The organism is Planococcus rifietoensis (assembly GCF_001465795.2).
Taxonomy (GTDB): domain Bacteria; phylum Bacillota; class Bacilli; order Bacillales_A; family Planococcaceae; genus Planococcus; species Planococcus rifietoensis.
In genome coordinates, this window is sequence record NZ_CP013659.2 from 1,846,868 (window position 1) to 1,869,865 (window position 22,998).

At 47.6% G+C, this 22,998-nt stretch carries 26 protein-coding genes; 9 read left to right on the forward strand and 17 right to left on the reverse strand.

What is annotated here, in order from left to right; translation table 11 throughout:
* Positions 1 to 63 precede the first annotated feature (63 nt).
* Positions 64 to 444 (forward strand): DUF7147 family protein, encoded by a 381-nt coding sequence (locus AUC31_RS09230; RefSeq protein ID WP_058383492.1) that lies wholly within the window; start codon positions 64 to 66, stop codon positions 442 to 444.
* Here AUC31_RS09230 and AUC31_RS09235 read toward each other — a convergent pair whose 3' ends face one another.
* Positions 445 to 717 carry a YlbG family protein gene (locus tag AUC31_RS09235; protein ID WP_058383491.1) on the reverse strand — a complete coding sequence of 91 codons (273 nt, stop codon included), beginning with the start codon at positions 715 to 717 and terminating at the stop codon, positions 445 to 447.
* A 126-nt stretch (positions 718 to 843) separates the two neighbouring features.
* Here AUC31_RS09235 and AUC31_RS09240 point away from each other — a divergent pair, with 126 nt between their 5' ends.
* Complete coding sequence (locus tag AUC31_RS09240; RefSeq protein WP_058383490.1) at positions 844 to 1,761, forward strand: glycerophosphodiester phosphodiesterase family protein; 918 nt, start codon at positions 844 to 846, stop codon at positions 1,759 to 1,761.
* 34 nt (positions 1,762 to 1,795) lie between these two features.
* Here the strand turns inward: AUC31_RS09240 and AUC31_RS09245 are convergent, their stop codons facing one another.
* Both AUC31_RS09245 and AUC31_RS09250 read right to left on the reverse strand, forming a co-directional pair.
* Positions 1,796 to 2,242, reverse strand: a complete 447-nt coding sequence (locus AUC31_RS09245; protein ID WP_058383489.1) for a YlbF/YmcA family competence regulator — start codon at positions 2,240 to 2,242, stop codon at positions 1,796 to 1,798.
* Positions 2,243 to 2,336: 94 nt separating this feature from the next.
* Complete coding sequence (locus AUC31_RS09250) at positions 2,337 to 3,401, reverse strand: CAP domain-containing protein (protein WP_058383488.1); 1,065 nt, start codon at positions 3,399 to 3,401, stop codon at positions 2,337 to 2,339.
* Positions 3,402 to 3,541: 140 nt separating this feature from the next.
* Between AUC31_RS09250 and AUC31_RS09255 the strand changes: the two genes are divergently transcribed.
* A complete protein-coding gene (locus AUC31_RS09255; protein WP_058383487.1) occupies positions 3,542 to 3,907 on the forward strand; it encodes a YugN family protein in 366 nt (121 codons plus the stop codon).
* An 89-nt stretch (positions 3,908 to 3,996) separates the two neighbouring features.
* Positions 3,997 to 5,055, forward strand: coding sequence for a sporulation integral membrane protein YtvI (ytvI, locus tag AUC31_RS09260; RefSeq protein WP_058383486.1), 1,059 nt, complete (start codon positions 3,997 to 3,999; stop codon positions 5,053 to 5,055).
* Between the two features lie 44 nt (positions 5,056 to 5,099).
* Here ytvI and AUC31_RS09265 read toward each other — a convergent pair whose 3' ends face one another.
* From AUC31_RS09265 to cyoE, 7 genes are all read right to left on the reverse strand, one after another.
* Positions 5,100 to 5,561 (reverse strand): DUF420 domain-containing protein, encoded by a 462-nt coding sequence (locus AUC31_RS09265; protein ID WP_058383485.1) that lies wholly within the window; start codon positions 5,559 to 5,561, stop codon positions 5,100 to 5,102.
* Positions 5,562 to 5,581: 20 nt separating this feature from the next.
* Positions 5,582 to 6,508, reverse strand: coding sequence for a cytochrome c oxidase assembly factor CtaG (ctaG, locus tag AUC31_RS09270; protein ID WP_058383484.1), 927 nt, complete (start codon positions 6,506 to 6,508; stop codon positions 5,582 to 5,584).
* A gap of 148 nt (positions 6,509 to 6,656) precedes the next feature.
* Positions 6,657 to 6,989: a cytochrome c oxidase subunit IVB gene (gene ctaF / locus AUC31_RS09275; RefSeq protein WP_058383483.1), complete on the reverse strand. Its 333-nt coding sequence runs from the start codon at positions 6,987 to 6,989 to the stop codon at positions 6,657 to 6,659.
* A gap of 1 nt (position 6,990) precedes the next feature.
* Positions 6,991 to 7,617 carry a cytochrome (ubi)quinol oxidase subunit III gene (locus AUC31_RS09280; RefSeq protein ID WP_058383482.1) on the reverse strand — a complete coding sequence of 209 codons (627 nt, stop codon included), beginning with the start codon at positions 7,615 to 7,617 and terminating at the stop codon, positions 6,991 to 6,993.
* On the reverse strand, positions 7,604 to 9,517 hold the full coding sequence (locus AUC31_RS09285; RefSeq protein ID WP_058383481.1) for a cytochrome c oxidase subunit I: 1,914 nt from the start codon (positions 9,515 to 9,517) through the stop codon (positions 7,604 to 7,606). Before AUC31_RS09285 ends, AUC31_RS09280 begins: the two co-directional genes overlap by 14 nt.
* A 25-nt stretch (positions 9,518 to 9,542) precedes the next feature.
* Positions 9,543 to 10,634, reverse strand: coding sequence for a cytochrome c oxidase subunit II (coxB, locus tag AUC31_RS09290; protein ID WP_058383480.1), 1,092 nt, complete (start codon positions 10,632 to 10,634; stop codon positions 9,543 to 9,545).
* Positions 10,635 to 10,689: 55 nt separating this feature from the next.
* Positions 10,690 to 11,607, reverse strand: a complete 918-nt coding sequence (cyoE, locus tag AUC31_RS09295; RefSeq protein ID WP_058383479.1) for a heme o synthase — start codon at positions 11,605 to 11,607, stop codon at positions 10,690 to 10,692.
* A gap of 347 nt (positions 11,608 to 11,954) precedes the next feature.
* On the opposite strand from cyoE, the gene AUC31_RS09300 reads away from it, so the two are divergent.
* Positions 11,955 to 12,872 carry a COX15/CtaA family protein gene (locus tag AUC31_RS09300; protein ID WP_058383478.1) on the forward strand — a complete coding sequence of 306 codons (918 nt, stop codon included), beginning with the start codon at positions 11,955 to 11,957 and terminating at the stop codon, positions 12,870 to 12,872.
* A gap of 37 nt (positions 12,873 to 12,909) precedes the next feature.
* Here AUC31_RS09300 and pyc read toward each other — a convergent pair whose 3' ends face one another.
* From pyc to AUC31_RS09315, 3 genes are all read right to left on the reverse strand, one after another.
* Positions 12,910 to 16,350: a pyruvate carboxylase gene (pyc, locus tag AUC31_RS09305; RefSeq protein ID WP_058383477.1), complete on the reverse strand. Its 3,441-nt coding sequence runs from the start codon at positions 16,348 to 16,350 to the stop codon at positions 12,910 to 12,912.
* A gap of 15 nt (positions 16,351 to 16,365) precedes the next feature.
* Entirely contained in the window at positions 16,366 to 17,532 is a 1,167-nt protein-coding gene (locus tag AUC31_RS09310) for an FtsW/RodA/SpoVE family cell cycle protein (RefSeq protein ID WP_058383476.1), read from the reverse strand.
* 70 nt (positions 17,533 to 17,602) lie between these two features.
* A complete protein-coding gene (locus AUC31_RS09315; RefSeq protein ID WP_058383475.1) occupies positions 17,603 to 17,884 on the reverse strand; it encodes an Fpa/YlaN family protein in 282 nt (93 codons plus the stop codon).
* 164 nt (positions 17,885 to 18,048) lie between these two features.
* Between AUC31_RS09315 and AUC31_RS09320 the strand changes: the two genes are divergently transcribed.
* Genes AUC31_RS09320 through AUC31_RS09330 form a run of 3 tightly spaced genes read left to right on the forward strand, consistent with a single transcriptional unit; the run spans position 18,049 to position 19,219 of the window.
* Positions 18,049 to 18,555, forward strand: a complete 507-nt coding sequence (locus AUC31_RS09320) for a hypothetical protein (RefSeq protein ID WP_058383474.1) — start codon at positions 18,049 to 18,051, stop codon at positions 18,553 to 18,555.
* Positions 18,556 to 18,566: 11 nt separating this feature from the next.
* A complete protein-coding gene (locus AUC31_RS09325; protein WP_058383473.1) occupies positions 18,567 to 18,770 on the forward strand; it encodes a YlaI family protein in 204 nt (67 codons plus the stop codon).
* Entirely contained in the window at positions 18,770 to 19,219 is a 450-nt protein-coding gene (locus AUC31_RS09330; protein ID WP_058383472.1) for a hypothetical protein, read from the forward strand. The genes AUC31_RS09325 and AUC31_RS09330 overlap by 1 nt, the downstream gene beginning before the upstream one ends.
* On the opposite strand, the gene AUC31_RS09335 is transcribed toward AUC31_RS09330, so the two are convergent.
* Complete coding sequence (locus AUC31_RS09335; protein WP_058383471.1) at positions 19,213 to 19,542, reverse strand: YlaH-like family protein; 330 nt, start codon at positions 19,540 to 19,542, stop codon at positions 19,213 to 19,215. The genes AUC31_RS09330 and AUC31_RS09335 overlap by 7 nt on opposite strands.
* Before the next feature lie 23 nt (positions 19,543 to 19,565).
* Positions 19,566 to 21,413: a translational GTPase TypA gene (gene typA, locus AUC31_RS09340; protein ID WP_058383470.1), complete on the reverse strand. Its 1,848-nt coding sequence runs from the start codon at positions 21,411 to 21,413 to the stop codon at positions 19,566 to 19,568.
* A gap of 107 nt (positions 21,414 to 21,520) precedes the next feature.
* Between typA and AUC31_RS09345 the strand changes: the two genes are divergently transcribed.
* Positions 21,521 to 21,730, forward strand: a complete 210-nt coding sequence (locus AUC31_RS09345; protein WP_058383469.1) for a YlaF family protein — start codon at positions 21,521 to 21,523, stop codon at positions 21,728 to 21,730.
* A gap of 43 nt (positions 21,731 to 21,773) precedes the next feature.
* On the opposite strand, the gene AUC31_RS09350 is transcribed toward AUC31_RS09345, so the two are convergent.
* Together AUC31_RS09350 and AUC31_RS09355 are read right to left on the reverse strand one after the other, a co-directional pair.
* Complete coding sequence (locus tag AUC31_RS09350) at positions 21,774 to 22,571, reverse strand: inositol monophosphatase family protein (RefSeq protein WP_058383468.1); 798 nt, start codon at positions 22,569 to 22,571, stop codon at positions 21,774 to 21,776.
* Positions 22,572 to 22,661: 90 nt separating this feature from the next.
* Positions 22,662 to 22,856, reverse strand: coding sequence for a hypothetical protein (locus AUC31_RS09355; protein ID WP_058383467.1), 195 nt, complete (start codon positions 22,854 to 22,856; stop codon positions 22,662 to 22,664).
* Positions 22,857 to 22,998 lie beyond the last annotated feature (142 nt).

Here is a 22,998-nt window from a genome sequence, read left to right on the forward strand (position 1 = left end):
CATTTTAGTACTGCAAATACCGCCCATAATGGTAGAATGGATTCTGGAAAGGACGTGTTTTAGATGATACAACGTTTTATCGAACTTGGAGAAGGGTACGGCGATATATATGAACTTCGCCAATTGATGGAAAGCAATCAAGAACGGTTTATGCACGGATTCGTTTTCGTTTCAAAAACGAAAGACGGCCATCCAGTCGTTTCCGTTGCCGCTGCATTCCAGCCAGCCCAAGAAGGCAATTTCATGCCGATTTATCTATGCCGCGAAGGCGTACCGGACGGTTCAAAACGATTGGCCGTGTTTGAGGACGCAGTAAAGCAATTGGGCCATGAGCCGATTCGCATGGACGTCAAGCATTCTTCACAATACGCAGACACCAAACTTTATTTCGGCCACCTCATCGCCATTCTCAGGCTCAACCATTATATTCCGCCGATGCAATGATCACAAGCCGATTTTATAATCGTATTCCTTCGCTTTATCGGGCTTGGCATTTTCATATTCCGTCTTAAGGAAAGGTCGCTGGGACTCCAACACTTTCTTGACATACGGCAGCTTGGATAGTTTTTCTTTTGTGGCTTCAATTTTGTCCTGGTCCATGTAGACGACGACATATTTCAATTTGCGGGAAATAAAATGGACGTGTCCATACTTCCGCAGCGATTTTGCTTGTTTCAGCTGATGCACATAGACAATCAGACCTTGGCGATCATGCATATCTATCCCTCTTTTCTAAACTCTAGAATACCATAGGTCTAAAAAAAGCCGCAACCGAATAAACTGACAGCAAGTGAAGCGTTCCGCTATAATGTGGATACTACCAAAACAGGGGGTAATACATATATGGGTAAGAAAACGAAAATTGGACTGGCCGCAGCCGCTGTTGGCGCAGCCGCATGGGCCGGCTCTAAAGCATTTACAGAACCACAGACACGACCTCAAAAAGCCGTGCTCGATTACAAGCACCCGATCGTCCTCGCCCATCGCGGCGGCAGCTCGCTCGCGCCCGAACATACGATGGCAGCTTTTGACCGTGCCGCAGAACTCGGCGTCCACGGCTTTGAAATCGACATTCGCATGACCAACGACGAGGAAATCCTGGTTTTTCACGATGAATTTGTCGACCGCACATCCGGCTCAGCCGGTCGCGTAGCCGAAATGACACTCGAAGAATTGCGTGAGCTTGACCTTGGCTATCATTTCGTCGATGGCAAAGGCGAAAATTCTTACCGCGGAAAAGGCGAAAAAGTCGTCCTGCTACGTGAATTGCTGGAGAAATTCCCGCAAATGTATATCAATATCGATATCAAAGACGCACCTGATACGTATGAAGGCAGTCTGGTGCCCTCGAAGCTTTGGCGCTTGATCGAATCACTTGGCGCGGAAGACCGTGTCGTCGTCACCAGCTTCTACGACGAACAAATCGACCGCTTTAATTTATACGCCCAAAACCGTGTTGCTCTTGGCGCTGGGGAAAATGAAGTGCGCAAAGCTTTCACTTCCTTCAACAGCCAGTTCGGCCATCTGTATGCACCGCGAGCGGATGTTGTGCAGATTCCGGTGAAGCATTCGGTATTCCGTCTCGACTCTGCGCGGTTTATTGCCTTCCTTGACCGATTAAATGTCCCGGTTCATTACTGGGTGATCGACAACAAGGAAGCGATGGAGAAATTGATCAACGCCGGAGCCCAAGGCATCATTACCGATCGGCCTGATATCGCCATCGAATTGATTTCGGCATTAGAAGAAAAACGCCAATAAAAAAAGTGCAACCCGTAGAGGTTGCACTTTTTTATTATGCGGAGCAGGAACAGCCGCCGCCTGTGCCGCAACCGCTGCCACATGAGGAATCCGATGAAAAGAACGGATTGCTCGAAGGGATCTTGACGGCTTCTGACACCGACCGGCCCAGGATGAAACTCACTTGGTCCATCAAGTCCTGCAGCTCATTTTCCGCGAGCCGCAGCTCTGCTACCTTTTCGTTAAGGTCCAGTCGGCGTTTATCCACGCGGATTTGCTTCATCACCCGTTTGTAATCAGGGTGGTATTTGCCAAAGCGCTGCACTTCCTCGTACAGCTCCTTCAGCCTGGCGAAATCATGGATCTCCCTCGCCAATAGTTTATCGCTATAGACAGAGTCATAGGCATCGCGGTATTTCGCAGCCTGCTCTGATTGCAGTATCATTTCACTCAGCTCGTCCGCAGAGTCAGTTATACCGACCCATTCGTAGGTCATGATCACTTTGCATTCCTCCTCTACGCTTTCATCATATCAGATTGTTTTCCAGATTCATACACTGATTACTCTTGAAAATAGCTGAAAACGAAGGCTCGCCCTATTGGCTTTCATAGACGCCTGGATCCTGCTTCAACAGGATCTGGCTGTAATACTTGCCGAATACGCCGACGCCGACCTGGTTGTATTGTGTGCTCAATAAGGTTCCCCTGTGGCTCGGGGAGTTGAACCAGCCGTGCAAGGTCTCCGGCGCATCATAATAGCGTGAAGCTGTATTGATGGCCGCCAGATCAAATGGAATATCCGCCCCTTGCAAGCGGGCTTCCAAATCCGACACTTCCATCTCTGCGGAAGTAAACTCCGTGCGTGCCATTTCCTCGCTCGTCTGCTCGGCCAATAAACTGATGCCGATATTTTCCTTGACCAAGGAGCGCTGATGGCGAAGCCGATAGACATTGGTCAAATCGACCAATTGCCTAGCGTTCGCATCATCAATCGACCGCTGCAAGGTTGACGATGGCCTTGGGGTCACCAATAAATCTCCTGAATACATCATGTCGTAAGGCTGATGGCGGATCAGCGTTTCAGCATCCATGAACCTGACAGCCTCTAATTGCTGGTCTTCCGCATCGATATACAATTGTGCATAGAGATCGTCAAAACTCACCAAAATCCGCTTATCCATATCCTGCTCACTTAAATTAAAAGTATACGTATTGGTGCCATATTTTACGGTCACTTCATTCTCGATGATGGTAAACCTGTACAAGTCAGTGAGCGTCTGCCCGATCGTATAAGGTTCGACATCTGTAGACTCACCAGCTGCATAAACTTGGACAACGCGCCCTTCCTTTACTCCCACCATGACGAAATTGGAATATGCGGCATCGTATACCCACCACTCGTAACCAAAAGCAGATGGCTCGATGCGGTCGGGCTTGCCATGCTCTGCCAGCCACTCTTCCGACGGCTCTCCAATATGGACGGAAAGCCCGCTCGTCGGCCGTTCAACATCGAGCGCCGATTCCGTCAAGTTATCAGCCGGCAACGGATCTGCCGGCCGCGGCGCTTCAAGCAATTCGTTTTCACTGATTGACGGGTCCAAGTAGAACAGTCCAATCAGGACAATCGCCAAGAAAATCATGATGCGTAACAAGTCCTTCACTGAATCAGCTCCTGACACCCATTTTCCTCATTATAACAGCCGCCTGCATTCTGACACAATCTAGCCATTGCATGTACCTAAAATATGATCTATTATTAAAGGAGCATTCAGTCTTTTTTTGTTATAGAGGAGGAGATCCCATGTATTTTGAAAATACAGGACTAGAGAACATCGAAGTGGATATTACATTGCTTGAAGACATCATGAACAAGCATGGCTTGACCAAAGAAGGCCAATGGGATTATGAGCGTGTCACATACGACCGCAAATTCATCGTCCGCGAAGGCACTTATTACTTGCGCGTTTTCGCTTACGCGATCGATGGAGATGTTGATGCCAACGATGCGACTATGCGCGTCTTGAAGCCGGTCATCGGCAAGCATTACTACCCGCACGGCATTGAATACGGTGAAGACGAGCATTTCCCGGATCACCTATTGAAAACTGGCGCTGAAATTTTGGCTTCCATCAAAAAAGAAATTTCCGAGTTCGAAATCAAAGCGTAAAATTTCCGCAGTTCAACACGAACTGCGGTTTTTTTAAACAAATATGCTTTGCCGTGGAATTTCACGCAGTCAATTGAAGGAGGTTTATTGTGGGCAAGTGGTTTAATAAAAAACTGGCGACCCTATTACTGGTCATCGCTATTGTCGTGTTGATCTCTATATACATATTACCGATTGCCGTTCCGTTGATCATCGCATTGCTTACCGCCATCTTCCTGGAGCCTTTTGTTAAATTCGTGCAGAAGCGCTTTAAATGGGAGCGCAAAGGCGCAGTCATCACGGTGTTCATCCTATTCCTCGTCATCGCTTCTGGCTTGGTTTACTGGATTATTACGCAGTTGGTTGGGCAAATTATACAATTCTCAAAAATGGTTCCAGAGTATACAAATTCCCTCTCACATATGTGGGGCGAAGTAGAAGCTTTCTTCCTGCGCTCCACAGCAGAAATGCCTGTTGAAGTCGTCAATTCATTCGAAACGGAAATGATCGCTTTTGCAGAAGGCATTCGCGACTGGATCTTAACATTCGTCAACTACGATACCGTCACCAATTTATTGACGGGCATCCCTTCTTTTTTGGTCAGCTTCATCGTCTTCCTCATCGCCCTATTCCTGTTCATGCTTGATTTGATGGATTTGAAAGGCATGCTGTTCAACCGCTTGAAGGAATCGACGGCCGAGAAAGTACGCTTTATGAGCGCCCGGCTGAACAATGTCGTGTTTGGCTTCCTAAAAGCCCAATTCCTTGTCAGTTTGATCATCTTTGCGGTTTCGTTGATTGCCTTATTGTTTATCGCCCCTGAATATGCCTTGGTCATGTCGCTCGTCATCTGGGTCATCGACTTTATCCCGATACTCGGTTCGATCATCGTGCTAACTCCTTGGTTCATTTACATGTTCATCGTCGGGGATATTGTCCAAGGCACGCAGCTTGCGATTTTGGCATTGGTGCTATTGGTCATCCGCAGAACAGTCGAACCGAAAGTAATGGGCACGCAAATCGGGCTATCCCCTCTTGCCACATTGATCGCCATGTTCATCGGCCTTCAATTGATCGGTTTTCTTGGCTTCTTCATCGGGCCGCTACTGGTCATTCTATTTACTTCGGCACGCGAAGCCGGCATCATCAAAATGGAGTTTAAAGTTTAAAATGCAAAATAAAAGCACTGAGCAAATTATGCTCAGTGCTTTTATTATCCACCCAAAATTGCTTTGAAAACTGATGTCGTATGGCCGCCTTCATAGAATACGTAAAGCAATAAGTAAACCATTACTCCTGTAATTGCAGTGAAGAACCATACTACGCTCGTGAACGGGCCGATCTTGCGGTGTTTGTCGAGACGGTTCTTTAAGCCCCAGTAAATCGTCACCAGCCCCATCACTGCCCCGATCGTTGCGAGCGTGATATGGAAAATCAGAAAGACGGTATAGTAGATCTTTAATTCATCCGGTCCCCCGAATGCCGTATTTCCTACGAATAGTGTGCGAGAGACATAGATGATGAAAAACGTCAGCGCAGCAGCACCGGCGCCAAGCATCACTTTTTTATGTGCTTCGATGCGGCGTTTGAGGATCAAGTTCCATCCGATCGCCACCAATACGGCGCTCAAGACGATAAAGAATGTACTAATGGTTGGCAATAGCGGCAAATTCATTTAATTAAACTCCTTTTGGGTCATTGCCCATTATGTCTGTAATACGCCATATCTTTGCGGTCCTGCAAAACTTTAGCGGTGATTTCATCGGCATTGGCTGTTTCATTTTTGAGCCATTCATGGAAAACTAACCAAATGAACACAGTAAATACCAATTCCTGGATAATTTTCATTGTGATGCCGCCGGTGCGTTGGTCTTCGATCAGCGACATATTCGTGAAGAGTTCAGGGCCTGACAAGTTAAGCTGTGCCAGTGTCCCTGCAGGCACGCATAGAGCCATCGCCTGCATCCATGCTTCACCATCTGAATACGTTGCATAAAACGGTGTCGTGCTGAAAATGATCAAGGCACAAGCTGGCGTCATCAAAACGCTCAAGCCGAATAAATAGCCCAATTTCTTCAGTCCGTGGAATTTGTGCATGCCTTCAAGATTGTTGACCACAGGCCACCAGTAAAGCAGTGCCGACACGAACAGCAAGGTGCTGACGATGCTATGAATCAGCATGTCTTGCTTGACGAAATCGAAGACAAGCGGCAAATGGTAAACGGAGAAGAATAAACTGAATAGCAGCAAGGCAATCAATGGTTTAGTGAAGAACATGAACAGAGGGTTGATAATTGGCAACTCGATGAACGCCCGCCAAATATAAGAAGGAATCCCCATGATCACAAGCGGGGCAGCCAATAGCAAGAGCAGCGCCATCTGAACCATATGCATCGTCAACGTGATGTGTCCAAGCAAATCGACCGGCGAGCCTTTCAAGATGTAGATCAAGGCCATCCCTGACACGAAGAGCAGGGCCTGCTTGGTTTGAAGCGGTTCACTATCAGTGAATTTATGTCTCCACTTTGTGGTGACTAGAAAATATAAAAGCGTAATCAGTACGAGAAATCCAAAATACCAGGGGCTCCATAACGCCTCGAAGCCGAAAATGCTGATTGGCATTAGACCGTACCTCCTTTTTTCCTTAAGTACCCTCATTATATAGGTGATGCCTTGCCATATCAATGAACGAATCATGACATTTGCGAGCCGACACAATGCATCCACATAAAAAAACTCCGGACTTTTTACAGTCCGGAGTTTTTTAAGTTTACCACCAAACGATGGTGACCATCGTAAGAACGATAGTGAATGCGACAAAGATGCCGCTGAACATGAAGAATGCCATCATGCCGTGGCCTTTATTGCTCATGTGCATGAAATTATAAAGCTGGAGCACGACTTGAATTGCAGCCAATAGCAAGATAATCGGCACGATCAAGTAATTCGAAAAATCTGCTGCTACTACAGTGAATGCGATTAGCGTCAAGAAAATCATCATAGCGAATGATGTCAACTGGCTGCGCATCTCGGTAGCACGTTTTCTCTTGATAAATTCAAATTCTGCTCTGGATCTGTGAATATCGTGAGTATCGTGTGCCATATTAACCGATCACTCCCATCAAGTAGACTACAGTGAAGATGAACACCCATACTACGTCAATGAAATGCCAATAAAGAGCGGCAAGATAGAACTTCGGTGCATTGTACATGTTCAAGCCGCGTTTAGCGTTACGGAGCATCAACGCGATGAACCAGCTAAGCCCGAAGACAACGTGCGCCCCGTGAGTTCCGACTAAAGTATAGAATGCGGAACTAAAGGCACTATTGGTATAGCCAAAACCGAGGTGGACATAATGGTTAAACTCATAAATCTCCAAGCCTAGGAACGCAAGCCCCAATAGCACGGTAATTCCTAGCCATGCCTGCATTGCCTTGAAATTATGATTCTTCATATGATACATCGCGTAAACACTAGTCAACGAAGATGTCAAAAGAATCATTGTCATGGCAAAAACAAGCGGCAGTTCGAACAAGCCGGAAGCGGAAAATTCCATTCCGCTTGGGCCTTTATCTTTCAACGCAAGATAAGTTGCGAAGAGAGAGGCGAAGGTGACGGTCTCAGCTGCAAGAAGCAACCAGAAACCAACGAACTTGTTCTTCCCTTCTAGCGTCGCCGTTTCAGGATGATCGGGCCAAGTTTGTGGGGTATATCGTTTATTTAAGTCCACCTTTTTTGCCTCCTTCCAGCGCTCTTGCTTCTCTTTGAATGCGTTCGTTATCCGCAATCAATTCTTCTTTTGTTACATGGAAACCAAGGTCATCTTTCAAAGAACGCACGAGCATTGAACCAAATGTGATCGCAAGACCGCCGATCAATACAGGAAGCGCCCATGCATGCCCATCCATATGGTACATTGCGCCAAACGCTGCAATGAACATGCCAAGTGAGATGACGAAAGGAATGAATGATCCGTTCGGCATGTGGATATCGCCGAGTGGCTCAGCATAGACCATGCCTTCTTTATTGCCTTCCATTTTCTCGATCCAATACGGATCAAGTCCACGGACAAGCGGTGTTTGTGCAAAGTTATAGAATGGCGGTGGTGATGGGATTGCCCATTCAAGCGTACGTCCGTCGCCCCATGGGTCGTTGCCGACGCGTTCGCCTTTCATTACTGTCATAACAACGTTGACGAGGAGGATAAGAACTCCGATCGCCATCAACAAGGCACCAGCCGAGCTGATTGCGTTGAATAGATCCCAGCCTTGGTCAGCTCCGAACGTGTAAACACGGCGTGGCATACCCATGAGGCCAAGGAAATGCTGAATAAAGAATGTCAAATGGAATCCGATGAAGAAGAACCAGAATGTCCATTTTCCAAGTTTTTCGCTCAACATTGTACCGAACATTTTCGGCCAGTACAAATGCGTACCTGCCAAAATTGCGAGCACAACACCACCAACGATTACGTAGTGGAAGTGGGCGACGATAAAGTAAGAATCGTGCAGCTGGTAATCAAGCGGCGCAATTGCCTGCATAACGCCTGTTACCCCACCAGCTACGAATGACGGGATAAACGCAACTGCGTAGATCATCGGCACTGTGAAGGAAATGTTTCCTCCCCAGATCGTAAGTAGCCAGTTAAAGATTTTGATCCCTGTCGGAACTGCGATGATCATCGTTGCAAGGGCGAAGACCGCGTTTGCTGTCGGTCCAAGACCAACTGTAAACATGTGGTGAGCCCAAACCATGAATCCGTAGAAACCGATCAGGATTGTTGCAAAGACCAATGCCGTGTAACCGAATAGGCGTTTGCGGGAGAAAATTGCAAAGATTTCAGAGAAAATACCAAATGCTGGCAAAATCAAGATGTAAACTTCCGGGTGACCGAAGATCCAGAAGAAATGCTCCCAAATGATCGTGTTACCACCCATTTGTACATCAAAGAAATTAGCCCCGAACAAACGGTCGAATACCATGAAGAAGATACCGACAGTCAGTGGAGGGAATGCCAAGAGAATCAACGCAGACGCTACGAAAGTCGTCCAAGTGAAAAGCGGCATTCTCATATACGTCATACCCGGAGCACGCATATTGATGATCGTAACAAGGAAGTTAATCCCCGCGATCAAGGTACCGAAACCGGATATCGTCAAACCGAGTGAGTAAAAATCGATTCCGTGGCCTTCAGATTCAAGTGCCAAAGAAGCATAGTTTGTCCATCCTGCATCCGGTGCTCCACCCAAGAACCAAGAAAGGTTTAGGAAGATACCACCGAAGAAGAATAGCCAGAACCCAAGTGAGTTCAAGAAAGGAAACGCCACATCACGCGCACCGATTTGCAAAGGTGAGACGGCGTTCATGAATGCCAAGAGAATCGGCATCGCCGCAAGGAAGATCATGGTCGTTCCGTGCATCGTTAAAACTTCGTTATACGTTCCGGCGCTGAGGAAATCGTTTCCGGCTTTCATAAGCTGAATCCGGATCATCATCGCTTCTACGCCGCCGACTAGGAAGAAAAATCCGCCGGAGATCAAGTAGAGGATCGCGATTTTCTTATGGTCTACTGTTGTTAAGTAGTCCCATATTGTAGCGCCGAAACCCTTTTTCTGAGAGTTAGAACTCACAATAGTTTACCTCCTTTTTTAACTTTTACTCTTCAACTTTCAAGCCCATCAAGTATGCAGCAAGTGCATTAAGCTCTTGATCGGAAAGTTCTTCGCCATTATTTAGTGAAGCTGCTTCAGGCATCAAATTGCCTGGCTTGTATTGCTGAGGATCAGCAATCCAGTTTTTCAATGTTTCTTCATCATGTTCCATGAAGCCGGCGATTGTCGTACGGTCGCCGAAAGTCGTTAAGTTAGGACCTTGACCTGTAGCAGCGCCAGCACTGTTGACAGCGTGGCATGCAATACAACCTAAACCATCTTGGCCAAATAGTTCTTCACCCTCTTGAGCAAGTGTTTCTGTAGGCGCAGCTTGTTCTTCCTGCATTGCAGCTACCCAAGCATCAAAGTCTTCGCGGTTAAGCGTTTTGACTTTGAAATCCATCAAAGCGTGGGAAGGTCCGCAAAGCTCGGCACATTTACCGAAGTAAACGCCTTCTTCAAGTTCTGAAGATTCTTTATCGAATTCCAAATAGAAGGTATTGACGTTTTCAGGGTTGACGTCGAGCTTACCGCCAACAGAAGGAATCCAGAACGAGTGCTTAACGTCTGCAGCAATCAAATTGAAGTAGACGCGCTCGCCAGTCGGGACGACCAGTTCCTGTGCAGTGCGAATTTCCTGTTCAGGGTACTCGAATTCCCACCAGTAAAGTTTACCGGTTACGTTGACTGTCAAGTTTTCAGCCACGCCGTCTTCATCCTGTGCGTCCATCGCCGTGACATCAGCCAGGTCGAATGTTGAGTAGACCGTCGGAACAGCGAGGATCAAAAGCAGGACGATCGGAATTGCTGTCCAGATAAACTCAAGACGCGCGCTCCCTTCGACTTGTTCAGGGATCATATCCTCCCCTACTTTTGAACGGCGGAATTTCACAATTGCCAATACATAGATGATAGTGACGACGACGATAACGAACAACATGACAATGGATGACAAAATCAGCAAGTTAAACTGATCTTGTGCAACCTTACCAGCCGGTATCAGCGTCGAGATCTCTTCGCGCCCGCAGCCTGAAAGAAAAACAAGCAATGCGGTCATCAAGGCGAAAAGGCGCCATTTCTTAGGTCCTTTCATCATAGCTTTTCATACCCCTCTCTGAATAAAATGTTTTACAATTAAGTAAAAGAGAAATTTAGACGAATACGGCGAAAATGATCATCGATACAAATAGAATCGTCATATAGTTCAACGAATAGATGAACATTTTCTTCGCCCATTTCAAATCATCAGCTGCTTTGAAGCCTTGGATTGCAAGAACAAGCCATCCGATATTCAACGCTGTAGCTAAGATGATGAAGCCTATCCCTAGTTCCATAAGCAGGAACGGCAGCGGGAAAAGCAGTAAAACCCATGCAAGCATCGATTTTTTTGTCCGATGGAATCCTTTGACCACCGGTAGCATCGGAATATTTGCAGCCCGATACTCTTCCGTCCGTTTCATGGCAAGCGCATAAAAATGCGGCGGCTGCCAGATGAACATAATCAGAAACAGCGCCCATGCGCCCATACCGAGCGCCGGCTCCACCGCAGCCCAGCCGATTAGCGGCGGGATTGCGCCGGAAATGCTGCCGACGATCGTGTTGCCGACATGCCGTCTCTTCGACCACATCGAATAGAGAACAACATAAGCCAAGATGCCGGCGATTCCAAACAGACCTGCTGAAACAGAAGCGGAAAACAAAAAGAGTTCGCCTATAACGATGAAAGAAATGGCGAGTGCCAAGACAGCGGATGGCTTGAACCTGCCCGTAACTGTCGGGCGGGCTCTCTTGCTGGCCATCAATGGGTCAATATCTGTGTCGATATAATTATTCATCGCCGCAGACCCCGCAATGATCAATGCCGAACCGACGATCGTGTAGACGAGAATGTCCATGTGATCAAGGAAATTCTTATCCGAAAACTGGAAAGCGAGCCACAGTCCCGTAAAGACGGTAATTAAATTGGAATTGACAATCCCAATCTTAATAAGTGCCAGAAAATCTTTAGTGAACGTGCTCGATTCTACAGCATCGGTCGGTTCTGCAGACAAAGACCGGCCGTTTGACATATAACTCCCTCCTTTCAAAGTTGTAAGCATATTCCGCTAACCATAACTATATCTAAATTCCAGCTTCTTTTCTACATATTACTGAAATTTCCTGATATAAAGTGATGATTTCACGCAATTGGTCTTACAAATATTCATCTCTAATCATACAGTAGCCCCCTCGTTATTTTAAGATAGAAAAAACGCTGTTTTTGAACAGTTTGTGAAGGTCGCAATTATTATGTCCAATTCTTGAAAGTTTGGGCGAACGCCCATTTCTCGTTGTATTTTAAACGCAGTTTCGCTATCATCGAGTATGCAGGTTATCGTTAACGCTAAAAGTTTTTCTAAAAAAAGTAGGTGGCATTTTGAAAAGCAACATTTATATAAAAATATTCGGGGTTCTTGCGTCTGTCGGCATGCTGCTCATCCTCCTCGGCGGAGCTCTAGTGACCAAGACCGACAGTGGCATGGGCTGCGGCCGCAACTGGCCGGACTGCAACGGCAATTTGATTCCGCGCGAAATCACTCCTGAAGTGCTGATCGAGTTCTCCCACCGCCTGGTGACGGGCGTGGTCGGAATTTTGATTGTGGTGTTAGCTGTATGGGCTTGGCGCAAGTTCGGCCATGTGCGGGAAACGAAGTTCCTCGCCTTTATGGCTGTCTTCTTCCTCGTGCTGCAAGCATTGATAGGGGCTGCGCAAGTTCTATGGGGCCAAGGCGATTTCATCCTCGCGCTCCACTTCGGGATCTCCCTCCTGTCGTTTGCCGCTGTCCTGCTGTTGACCTTGCTGATCTTTGAAGTGGATCGCAAGTTCGATGCGGATCGTGTGCAAATCGGCCGCACGCTGAAATTCCATACGCTCGGCGTTGCGCTGTACTCTTACGTTGTCGTCTACACCGGCGCTCTTGTGCGCCATACAGAATCGAGCTTGATCTGTTCCGACTGGCCTTTGTGCCGCAACGACCAGTTCGCGCTGCCAAGCAATATGTATGAATGGGTTCAGATGGGCCATCGCTTTGCAGCTGCGCTCATCGTCATCTGGATTGGCGTGATTGCACTCCATGCGTATCGTCATTACCGCGACCAGCGAGTCATCTATTGGGGCTGGCTCATCGCCTTTACGATCGTGCTTCTCCAAGCGACGTCCGGAATGCTCGTCGTCTTGACGAAGTTGAATCTGGCGGTGGCCTTGCTCCACTCCTTGCTCATCTCGATGCTTTTCGGATTGTTATGTTATATGGTCCTTCTCGTATCCAGAAGCAAGTTCATCAAATCCAAATAAAAAAATCCGGTGCGAATTCGCACCGGATTTTTTTTATTTATTTTGATTCCATTTCAATAAGCAGATCGCCTGTCGAAATGCCGTCGCCGGCTGTTACATAGATTTCCTGGATCGTGCCGTCAAATGGTGCTTGGACAGTTGTCTCCATCTTCATTGCTTCCGTGACCAAAAGATGGTCGCCACGTTTTACTTTCAGCCCTTTTTCACCGACTACTTTCAGGACAGTGCCAGGCATTGTCGCTGCAATATGATTTTCTTTTGTCGGGTCGGCTTTCGGTTTAGCTGCTGAATCGGTTTCAACCGTCATATCCTGAATGCTGATCTCACGCGGTTGGCCGTTCAATTCGAAATAGATGATGCGCGTCCCGTCTTTTTGCGGTTCGCCGATGGACACCAGTTTGATCATCAAGGTCTTGCCTTTTTCGATCTCGACTTCGATTTCTTCGCTGAGACGCATGCCATAGAGGAAGGTTAAGGTATCAAGGACTGATACATCCCCAAAGGTCTGGTTCGTCAGGCTATACTCTTCGAATACTTTCGGGTACAACGCATAGGCCAGCACTTCGTGGCTTGTGACCGGGCGCTCTAGGCGTTTGAACAGCGTCTCGCGGATTGCGTCAAAGTCAGCCGGTTCGAGCAGTTCACCTGGACGCACCGTAATCGGCTCGCGTTCTTTCAAGATCACTTTTTGCAATTCTTTCGGGAAGCCGCCGTGCGGTTGGCCGATATAACCTTCGAAGAACTCGATGACCGATTCAGGGAAATCGATATTCTCTCCACGTGTCAACACTGTTTTTTCATCCAATTCGTTCTGGACCATGAACAAAGCCATGTCCCCTACGACTTTCGATGACGGTGTAACTTTCACGACATCGCCGAACAACATGTTGACGCGGGAATACATTTCTTTCACTTCTTCCCAGCGCATGCCGAGACCGACCGCTTTTGCCTGCTGCTGCAGGTTGCTGTACTGCCCGCCTGGCATTTCGTGGACGTAAATCTCGGAATGCGGGCTGTTCATGCCGCTCTCGAAATCACTGTAATACTTGCGCACATCTTCCCAGTAATGGGACATGGTCTCAAGAGACTCGATATCTGCTCTGATTTTCCGCTTGCCGCCGCTCATCGCATAGTACAGCGAGTTGGCGCTTGGCTGCGACGTGAGCCCGGCCATAGTGCCAAGGGCAGTATCAACGATATCGACACCTGCTTCAATCGCTTTGGAATAAAGGTAGATGCCGTTTCCGCTCGTATCATGCGTGTGCAAATGAATTGGCAAGGAGACCGTATCCTTCAGTTCAGAAACGAGCCGGTATGCAGCTTCCGGCTTCAATAGGCCAGCCATGTCTTTGATCGCGAGAATATGCGCGCCTGCCGCTTCCAGCTCTTTCGCCATATCCTTATAGTATTGAACCGTGTATTTATCACGGCTCGGGTCAAGAATGTCTCCTGTATAGCAAATCGCTGCTTCTGCAACTTTGCCGGAATTGCGGACTTCATCGATGGCAACTTCCATCCCTTTAATCCAGTTGAGGCTATCGAAAATACGGAATACGTCGATTCCAGCTTCAGCCGATGTCCGGGCAAACTCGCGGATGACATTATCCGGGTAGTTTTTATAGCCGACCGCATTCGCTCCACGGAACAACATCTGGAACAAGACGTTCGGAATGTCTTCACGCAATTTGATGAGGCGCTGCCATGGGTCTTCCTTCAGGAAGCGATATGACACATCAAATGTCGCCCCACCCCACATCTCCATCGAGAACAAATCGCTTTGGAGCCGGGCTGTTTCTTTTGCCACCGCAAACATATCGTGAGAACGCATGCGCGTGGCAAGCAGCGATTGATGGGCATCGCGTAGAGTCGTATCCGTGAGCAGCACATCCTCTTGCTCAAGTATCCACTTCGTCAATCCTTCCGGGCCACGCTCATCGAGAATCTGTTTTGTGCCTTGTGGAACTTCCGTGATGATGTCGATTTCCGGTTTACGCGGAGCGGCATGGATCGGTTTCTTTTTCTTCTCGATTCCCGGGAAGCCATTTACCGTCACATTGCCGATATAGCTAAGCAGCTTTGTTCCACGGTCTTGGCGCACAGGGAATTTGAACAATTCTGGTGTACTGTCGATAAAGCTCGTATCAAAATCCCCATTGATGAAATTTTGATGTTTTACCACATTTTCAAGAAACGGGATATTCGTTTTGATGCCGCGGATACGGAATTCCTGCAAGTTGCGGTCCATTTTCGCTGCTGCTTCTTTGAACGTTGTTGCCCAAGTGGACACTTTAACGAGCAATGAATCGTAATACGGGGAAATGACCGCTCCCTGGAAACCATTTCCAGCATCCAGGCGTACGCCAAATCCGCCGCCTGAACGGTAGACCATCAGTTTTCCGGCATCTGGCATGAAATCGTTCAATGGATCTTCAGTCGTCACACGCGATTGAATGGCGAATCCGAACAATGGAATGTCTTCTTGTTTCGGGATGGCGATCGTTTCGCTATGCAGCATATGCCCGCGGGCAATATGGATCTGCGCATGGACGATATCGATGCCTGTAACCATTTCAGTGATCGTGTGTTCAACTTGGATGCGGGGGTTTACTTCGATAAAGTAAAATTCATCTCCCGCCACCAGGAATTCAACTGTCCCGGCATTTATGTAATCGATGTTTTTCATTAACTTAACGGCAGCGTCGCAAATTTCGTTGCGCAATTCATTGCTGATCGAGTTGGATGGGGCGATTTCCACGACTTTCTGGTGGCGCCGCTGAATGGAGCAGTCACGTTCATACAGATGGACGACATTGCCTTCTGCATCGCCAAGGATCTGCACTTCGATGTGCTTCGGTTTGTCTACAAATTTTTCCACATACATCTCGTCGGAACCGAAAGCAGCTTTTGCTTCGGATTTCGCACGTTCGTAAGACGATGCCAGTTCACTGGCGTCTTTGACGATGCGCATACCGCGTCCACCGCCGCCCAGTGATGCTTTGATCATCAACGGGAATCCGGCTTGTTCGGCAAACGCCTCTACTTCCTCTAATGATTCGACAGGGCCGTCCGTTCCCGGAATGACTGGGATGCCTGCAGCGATCGCTTGGTCACGGGCTTTGACTTTATCGCCGAACATATCGAGATGGCGGGATGTCGGCCCGATGAATACGATGCCTTCTTCTTCACAGCGCCGCGCAAAATGCACGTTTTCGGATAAGAATCCGTACCCTGGGTGAATGGCATCCACTCCTGAGTCTTTGGCGATGCGAATGATGTCTTCAATGTCCAAATAAGCATCGATCGGCTTTTTGCCTTTGCCGACTAAATACGATTCGTCAGCTTTGTAACGATGAAACGAACCGCTGTCTTCCTGCGAATAAATCGCAACTGTCCGAAGATTCAGTTCTGTACAGGCGCGGAAGATCCGAATTGCAATTTCTCCGCGGTTGGCTACTAAGATCTTGTTAATCTCTTTCACTCCGACGCACACCCTTTACTTTTTCGTTTTTTCGTATTTATTGAACATGGAAACATTCATTAATACTCCCATAGCTAACGATAACAAAATTACCGAAGTTCCGCCATAGCTTATAAATGGAAGTGTAACGCCAGTCAGCGGTATGATGCCCGACAGGCCGCCCAGGTTGACGAACGATTGGATGCCGATCATGCTTGCGACGCCCGCTGCAAGCATGCGCGCAAGCGGGTCGCTGGTGGTCATGGCAATCCACAATCCCCGAAGGACAACGAAGCCCAATCCGCCGATGACGACAAAGACGCCGAGAACGCCGAGTTCTTCCGCAATGACCGACATGATGAAATCGGTATGGGGCTCTGGCAAATAACCGAGCTTTTGGATGGACTGGCCAAGGCCAAGGCCGCTAAGCCCGCCTGAGCCGATTGCCAAATAACCGTTGACGATTTGAAAGCCAAACCCGAGTTCATCGGAAAATGGATTAAAGAAGGCATCGATACGCCCTACCCGTTTTTCCGTGAAAATCAGGTCTTTGGCAAAAATCATCGCCGGGATAATGAATACCGCGGCAGCTGCAATGACGATGCCCGCCAATTTGACGAATGGCTTCAGGCGGACACCTGAAGCTGCCATCACTGACAAGCCGACTGCGCCGATGATGACCATCGAGCCCAAATCCGGCTCCAGGAAAACCAACAGCAACACAGCCGTCAGGATGATGACCGGCGGGATGATCGATTCGTTCAGTTTGTTGATGGAGCCGTTGCGGTATTTATTGGAAAACACCCCAGCTAAATAAAAGATCAAGCCGACTTTGGCGACTTCCGACGGTTGGATATTGGCGAATCCGAGGCTGATCCAACTTTTCGCGCCACCTGCCGCAAATCCGATAAAGTGAACCAGGATCAACCCGGCAAAGATGACGGCGAGAACAGTCGCCATCATCCATTTTTTCTTGAAATGCTTATAGGGGAAGATGGCGGCAAGCAGGAATACAGGATAAGCGATCGCCAAGTTGACCAATTGCTGTATGTAGAAGCGGTCCGGGGAATCGTTATAATAGTTCACGGACCAGGCCATGCTGGAGGAGTAAATCATGATCAGGCCGAAAATGGTTAGTGCCAGGTATGCAAAGAGAAGCGGGTAGTCTATGTACTTGCCGTATTTCTTGATGTAGGATTTCATTGTTTTTTATACCTCATTCAATTGGATTCATTAGTAAAAAAACTCAAACTGGAATCGTTTGAGTTTTGGGTCATTTATTTGTATACGCGTCATGGAGGATGGACAGTTTCTTCTCCAGCGTATCCATTAAATTTTTACCGGTCTCACGTTCGATCAAGCCGAGTTTGACGGCGAAATCGATTTCCCGTGATAAGCCAAACATCTGCGTATCAAGAACTTCTTCATATAAAGGGCAGGAAGGCAATGTAAGATGATCCATCTGCACCTTGATCAATTGCTCAATTTTCTCTGCATCAGCTTTAAGGAGTTCCAGCGCTTTTTCCTGATAAGTCTGTTCTTCTGTATGTTCCATGAGGACTCCCCCATCACTTGTATTTCTGCTCCATTAGCCTGTTTAAAGTGTATCTTTTACAGTGCCAAATTGCAAGTCTCTCATGAAAGGGATTAAACCCTTTGGGAATTGTAGGCGAACAGTTATACTGAAGAAGAGAGATACTATAATGGAGGGTTTTATTTATGGAATTCATCATACCGTTTAAAGGGCAAGTCACATACAAACTGACCTTGGATCCGACCGTGTGGATTTTTGATGACCGCAAACTGGATCTTAAGACGTTTTTCACTGAAGAACATGTCGATAAGGATGATCTGGAAGAATACAAACGCGGCATGGGCGAACATTGGTCGCGTGAAATCATGGAAGGCGCCACCGTTCCGCCAACCTTGAACTCTGAAAAGAAATACAAGCGCCAGGAAAAGCAAGACATGCTCACAGGCACATTCGGCATGCGCTTCCAGCCATTCCTCGACAATGCGGAACCGGCTGATGGTGCATCGAAAGTGGTGTTCGAAACTGCATCAGGTGATCATGATTTCACAATTGAAGATGCCAAGCAATTGATCTTTAAATTCAGCCAGGATGGAAAGCCCCTTCGTGAAGACGGGCCGGTCCACATCCTGTTGGCGGACGGCTCGAATGCCGACCAGCCGATTACTCATGTCTCTGCCATCCGGGTCGAATAGGAGGAATGAATATGCGCGTCCAATGCGTCATCTGCGATAAGATCGAAGAATTGGAAGACGATACGCTGCAAGCCAAGCGCTTGCGCAACCGGCCAATCCACACACATATGTGCGAGGAATGCCACGACCGGATCACTAAACGGACCGAAGAACGCCTAGCGACAGGCCATTTCCATTTCTTCCGAAGCTCCCGCAGCATCGAGGATGATTTCTGATGAAAATATTAAAAGGATTATGGATCGGCTTCTGGAGCGGCCTCATTCTCGGATTGTTGCTGAAGTGGATGCAGGCAGTGACCGGCGTCCGGAATTACGAATTGCTATTGAATGTCGATTTTATCCCGCTGGTCAATCAAGTGAACTGGTCGGAGCTGACCGAGTTCGTTTTCCATCTGATCATCTCTCTGGTGATCGGCATCGTCTATGTGTATATCGCCAAACGCCGCAACTATACTTTCGGCCAGTTGACGATTATCAGCTTGGTGCTGACCTTGCCAACTTACATCCTGTTTTTCCCGCTTGCCATCTTGGCGGTGGAAGCAGATGTTCCGGAACCGACCGATATGGGAGCGTTCCTGTATTGGATTTTGGCACATCTGACATATGCGCTGCTGTTGCCGATCCTTTGTAAAACATTTGAACGCAAAAACGCTGCCTCTCATTGAGAAGCAGCGTTTTCGCGTTTTTCGCGCCATAGGCGGATTTTATAAAGGATGAGAATCAATGCGGCAATGACCAAGCCCTCAACGACGGGCAGGAAAAAGGCCAAGAATGTCAGGCCTAACCCTCCCGCAGCCAAGAACAAGATGATGACTGCATTTTTTCCGATCGATAATTTTTTGGCAAAGCCCAGTTTGTACACAAGTGCCGATAACAGGAAAATGACAGCAAACAGCGCATATCCTGCCATCTCATAACTCGGCAAGTTTTGATAAAGCACACGGGCTACCGGATACATATTTTCATAGACAAAAGCCTGCTCGTCCACGGATTATACATCCTTCCAGTTGTTTATTCTTCGATGGCTACTTTCTTTTTCTTCGCCATGCGTTCGCGCTCATTCTTATCAAGAATTTTCTTGCGCAAGCGGATCGACTGAGGAGTGATTTCGCAGTACTCGTCATCGTTCAAGTATTCCAAAGCTTCTTCAAGGCTCATAAGACGCGCTTTTTTCATCGTTGTCGTCTGGTCTTTGTTGGCAGAACGGATGTTCGTCGCAGCTTTGATCTTAACGATATTAACCGTCAAATCGTTGTCACGGTTATGTTCACCGACGATCATGCCTTCGTAAATTTCAGTACCGACTTCAACGAATGAAGTTCCACGGTCTTCGATGCCCATCAAGCCGTAAGTTGAAGATTTGCCGCGTTCCATAGAAACGAGCACACCTTGGCGACGGCCGCCTACGCGTCCTGATGCAACTGGCTGATAGCTGTCGAATGTGTGGTTAATGATTCCGTATCCGCGTGTTTGCGTCAGGAATTCAGTTGTGTAGCCGATCAATCCACGTGCAGGGACATTAAATACTAGGCGTACTTGTCCGCTTCCGTTATTGACCATATCTAGCATTTCACCTTTGCGCTCACCAAGTGATTCGATGATTGCGCCAGTGTATTCTTCAGGAACATCCACTTGAACGCGTTCAACCGGTTCGCAGCGGACTCCATCAACCATGCGGACGATAACTTCAGGTTTTGAAACCTGAATCTCGAATCCTTCGCGGCGCATGTTTTCAATCAGGATCGACAAGTGCAACTCGCCGCGGCCTGAAACGACCCAAGCATCCGGAGAATCAGTAGGGTCTACACGTAAAGAGACATCAGTTTGCAACTGTGCATCCAAACGTTCTTGGATTTTACGCGATGTAATCCATTTTCCTTCTTTACCAGCGAACGGGCTGTTGTTGACAAGGAATGTCATTTGCAGCGTCGGTTCGTCGATGCGAAGAATAGGCAGTGCTTCCTGGTGATCCTGTGGTGTCACAGTTTCCCCAACGTTGATATCTTCCATGCCGGAGATGGCAATCAGATCGCCAGCTTCGGCTTTTTGGATCTCAACGCGTTTTAGCCCCATAAATCCGTGAATTTTAGTGACACGGAAGTTTTTGACTGAGCCGTCCAATTTCATTAATGAAACGGATTGCCCGACTTCAATCGTCCCGCGGAAAACGCGGCCGATACCGATACGTCCAACGTAATCGCTGTAGTCAAGAAGCGCTACTTGGAATTGCAGCGGCTCTTCACGGTTGTCGATTGGTGCTGGAACGTGGTCCATGATTGCGTCGTAAATGACCTGCATTGTTTCTTCCTGATCAGCTGGATCAGATGAAAGACTTGCAGTCCCGTTCATGCCTGATGCGAAAATGACCGGGAATTCCAATTGGTCGTCGTTTGCTTCAAGTTCGATGAACAATTCGATGACTTCGTCGACAACTTCATCTGGACGCGCGAAATCGCGGTCGATTTTGTTAACGACTACAATCGGTTTGAGGTTTTGCTCAAGCGCTTTTTTCAAGACAAAGCGTGTCTGTGGCATACAGCCTTCGTAAGCATCGACAACGAGCAAGACACCATCAACCATTTTCATGATACGCTCAACTTCGCCACCGAAATCGGCGTGTCCAGGAGTATCCAAAATGTTGATTTTAGCGTCTTTATATTGAATCGCGGTATTTTTCGCTAGGATTGTGATTCCGCGTTCTCTTTCAATGTCGTTTGAGTCCATCGCCCGCTCATCAACATGTTCGTTTGATCGGAAGATTCCTGATTGCTGAAGCAACTGATCCACCAATGTCGTTTTGCCGTGGTCAACGTGTGCGATAATTGCAATGTTTCGTAAATCGTTTCTAAGGTTAGTCATACTTTCACTCCAATATTCTTTTTTCGAGCCTATAACTGTGCTAGTATAGCACATATAGGGGAAAAACCCTACGATTTTATTTTCTTGTACGCAGGAGGTTAGATGGTATGAAAGAAGCGATCATAGAATCATGGCATAATATAAAATGGATTTTTGTACTATTTTCATTGGCGGCAATTGGGGCAATGGTGCTGATTGGCGTCGCAGTGGCACTTCGCAGCGTAACCGGTATTTTTCTCTCCATCCTATTATTATTGGTCATCATGGGCTTTGGATTCAAACGAAAAAAAGAAATGCGCGATGCAGGCGTATTATAAACAAAAAAAGTGGCCGGGATATCCCGGCCACTTTTTTTATGGTTTATATGTGTTTCGGTTTGATGTAATCCTCAAGCAATTTGCCGTGAATGGATGGATTGGCAGCTACGAATGTATCTGACTTCAGCAGGTTTGCTGGCTGCCCTGAAAAATTACTTGCGACAGCGCCCACTTCGTTTGCCATGACCAAGCCGCCGGCAATATCCCATGGCGATAGCCGCATGGAGATATAGGCATCGATGCGCCCGCTCGCAAGATACGCCAGTTCAAGCGCCGCCGAGCCGTATGAACGCATGCCGCGCGCTTCATGGACGAGGCGGATCGTCGCTTCATGCTCCACGTGCCGGTTCGGTGTCGCCCACATGGCATTCATGCCGATGATCGATTCGCTGATGTCGGTCTCGATGAGCGGCTGCAGCCGTTCGTCGTTATAATACGCACCGCCGCCTGCTACTGCATAATACAGATCATCATTGACGACATCATAAATGTACCCCATCTTGCCGACGCCATCTTCGTATATGCCGAGCGAAATGGCAAAATTGCGTCGTTGATGCACAAAATTCATCGTGCCATCGATCGGGTCAAGCATCCAAACGATGCCGCTTAATTCTTCGATTGTATCCCCGTAACCTTCTTCGCCAAAAACGCGGTGTCCCGGAAAATCTTCCCGGATATGGCGGATGAAGAACTTTTCCACTTCCTTGTCCACGTTTGTGACCAAGTCATTGGCATGGGCTTTCGTATCCACCGAGATGTCGCTAAGAAATGAATTGCGGATTCGGTGCCCTGCTTCTTTGATCATCGATTTTATGTAACGGTCCATTGCATGCTGGTCCATGTATGAGCTCCCCCTTATTTCTTTCTATTATAACGAAAAAAGCATCCACTGTCTTTAGCCAGCAGATGCTTCTACGGTATGGTCGTCTGTTTACAATGCATGAAGAGCCTCCAGTTCTACTTGTATTTCTGCCAGCCGTTTCTTGCTCTTATCCTTTTGGCTGCTGTCATTTTGCTGCATTGCATCATACAAGGTGGCCAATTCGTAATCAAGTTCCAGCTTCAAGGTATTGATATACTCTTTTTCTACATCCGCTTTCCGGATAATCTGTATCATCTGCTTCATAAGTGAGCGCCCCCCTTCCCTCATAATCGGAATATTCCGATTGCGATGTTTGTTACACATCTTTACCCCGTTTATTCCTCCTGGAAACTTATTTATATTCATTCTTCACAAACTTCGTTAAAATAAAACCTGATGATTATTT

What these genes read in the sequence shown, in the direction of transcription:
- AUC31_RS09255 (WP_058383487.1), top strand. Translation starts at nt 3,542, where the DNA reads ATGTATTTTGAAAATACAGGACTAGAGAACATCGAAGTGGATATTACA.
- coxB (WP_058383480.1), bottom strand. Translation starts at nt 10,634, where the DNA reads ATGATGAAAGGACCTAAGAAATGGCGCCTTTTCGCCTTGATGACCGCA.
- ctaF (WP_058383483.1), bottom strand. Translation starts at nt 6,989, where the DNA reads ATGGCACACGATACTCACGATATTCACAGATCCAGAGCAGAATTTGAA.
- AUC31_RS09350 (WP_058383468.1), bottom strand. Translation starts at nt 22,571, where the DNA reads ATGGACCAGCATGCAATGGACCGTTACATAAAATCGATGATCAAAGAA.
- AUC31_RS09345 (WP_058383469.1), top strand. Translation starts at nt 21,521, where the DNA reads ATGAAAGAAGCGATCATAGAATCATGGCATAATATAAAATGGATTTTT.
- ctaG (WP_058383484.1), bottom strand. Translation starts at nt 6,508, where the DNA reads ATGCCAATCAGCATTTTCGGCTTCGAGGCGTTATGGAGCCCCTGGTAT.
- AUC31_RS09320 (WP_058383474.1), top strand. Translation starts at nt 18,049, where the DNA reads ATGGAATTCATCATACCGTTTAAAGGGCAAGTCACATACAAACTGACC.
- AUC31_RS09265 (WP_058383485.1), bottom strand. Translation starts at nt 5,561, where the DNA reads ATGAATTTGCCGCTATTGCCAACCATTAGTACATTCTTTATCGTCTTG.
- AUC31_RS09330 (WP_058383472.1), top strand. Translation starts at nt 18,770, where the DNA reads ATGAAAATATTAAAAGGATTATGGATCGGCTTCTGGAGCGGCCTCATT.
- cyoE (WP_058383479.1), bottom strand. Translation starts at nt 11,607, where the DNA reads ATGTCAAACGGCCGGTCTTTGTCTGCAGAACCGACCGATGCTGTAGAA.
- AUC31_RS09315 (WP_058383475.1), bottom strand. Translation starts at nt 17,884, where the DNA reads ATGGAACATACAGAAGAACAGACTTATCAGGAAAAAGCGCTGGAACTC.
- AUC31_RS09240 (WP_058383490.1), top strand. Translation starts at nt 844, where the DNA reads ATGGGTAAGAAAACGAAAATTGGACTGGCCGCAGCCGCTGTTGGCGCA.
- typA (WP_058383470.1), bottom strand. Translation starts at nt 21,413, where the DNA reads ATGACTAACCTTAGAAACGATTTACGAAACATTGCAATTATCGCACAC.
- AUC31_RS09325 (WP_058383473.1), top strand. Translation starts at nt 18,567, where the DNA reads ATGCGCGTCCAATGCGTCATCTGCGATAAGATCGAAGAATTGGAAGAC.
- AUC31_RS09235 (WP_058383491.1), bottom strand. Translation starts at nt 717, where the DNA reads ATGCATGATCGCCAAGGTCTGATTGTCTATGTGCATCAGCTGAAACAA.
- AUC31_RS09355 (WP_058383467.1), bottom strand. Translation starts at nt 22,856, where the DNA reads ATGAAGCAGATGATACAGATTATCCGGAAAGCGGATGTAGAAAAAGAG.
- AUC31_RS09230 (WP_058383492.1), top strand. Translation starts at nt 64, where the DNA reads ATGATACAACGTTTTATCGAACTTGGAGAAGGGTACGGCGATATATAT.
- AUC31_RS09310 (WP_058383476.1), bottom strand. Translation starts at nt 17,532, where the DNA reads ATGAAATCCTACATCAAGAAATACGGCAAGTACATAGACTACCCGCTT.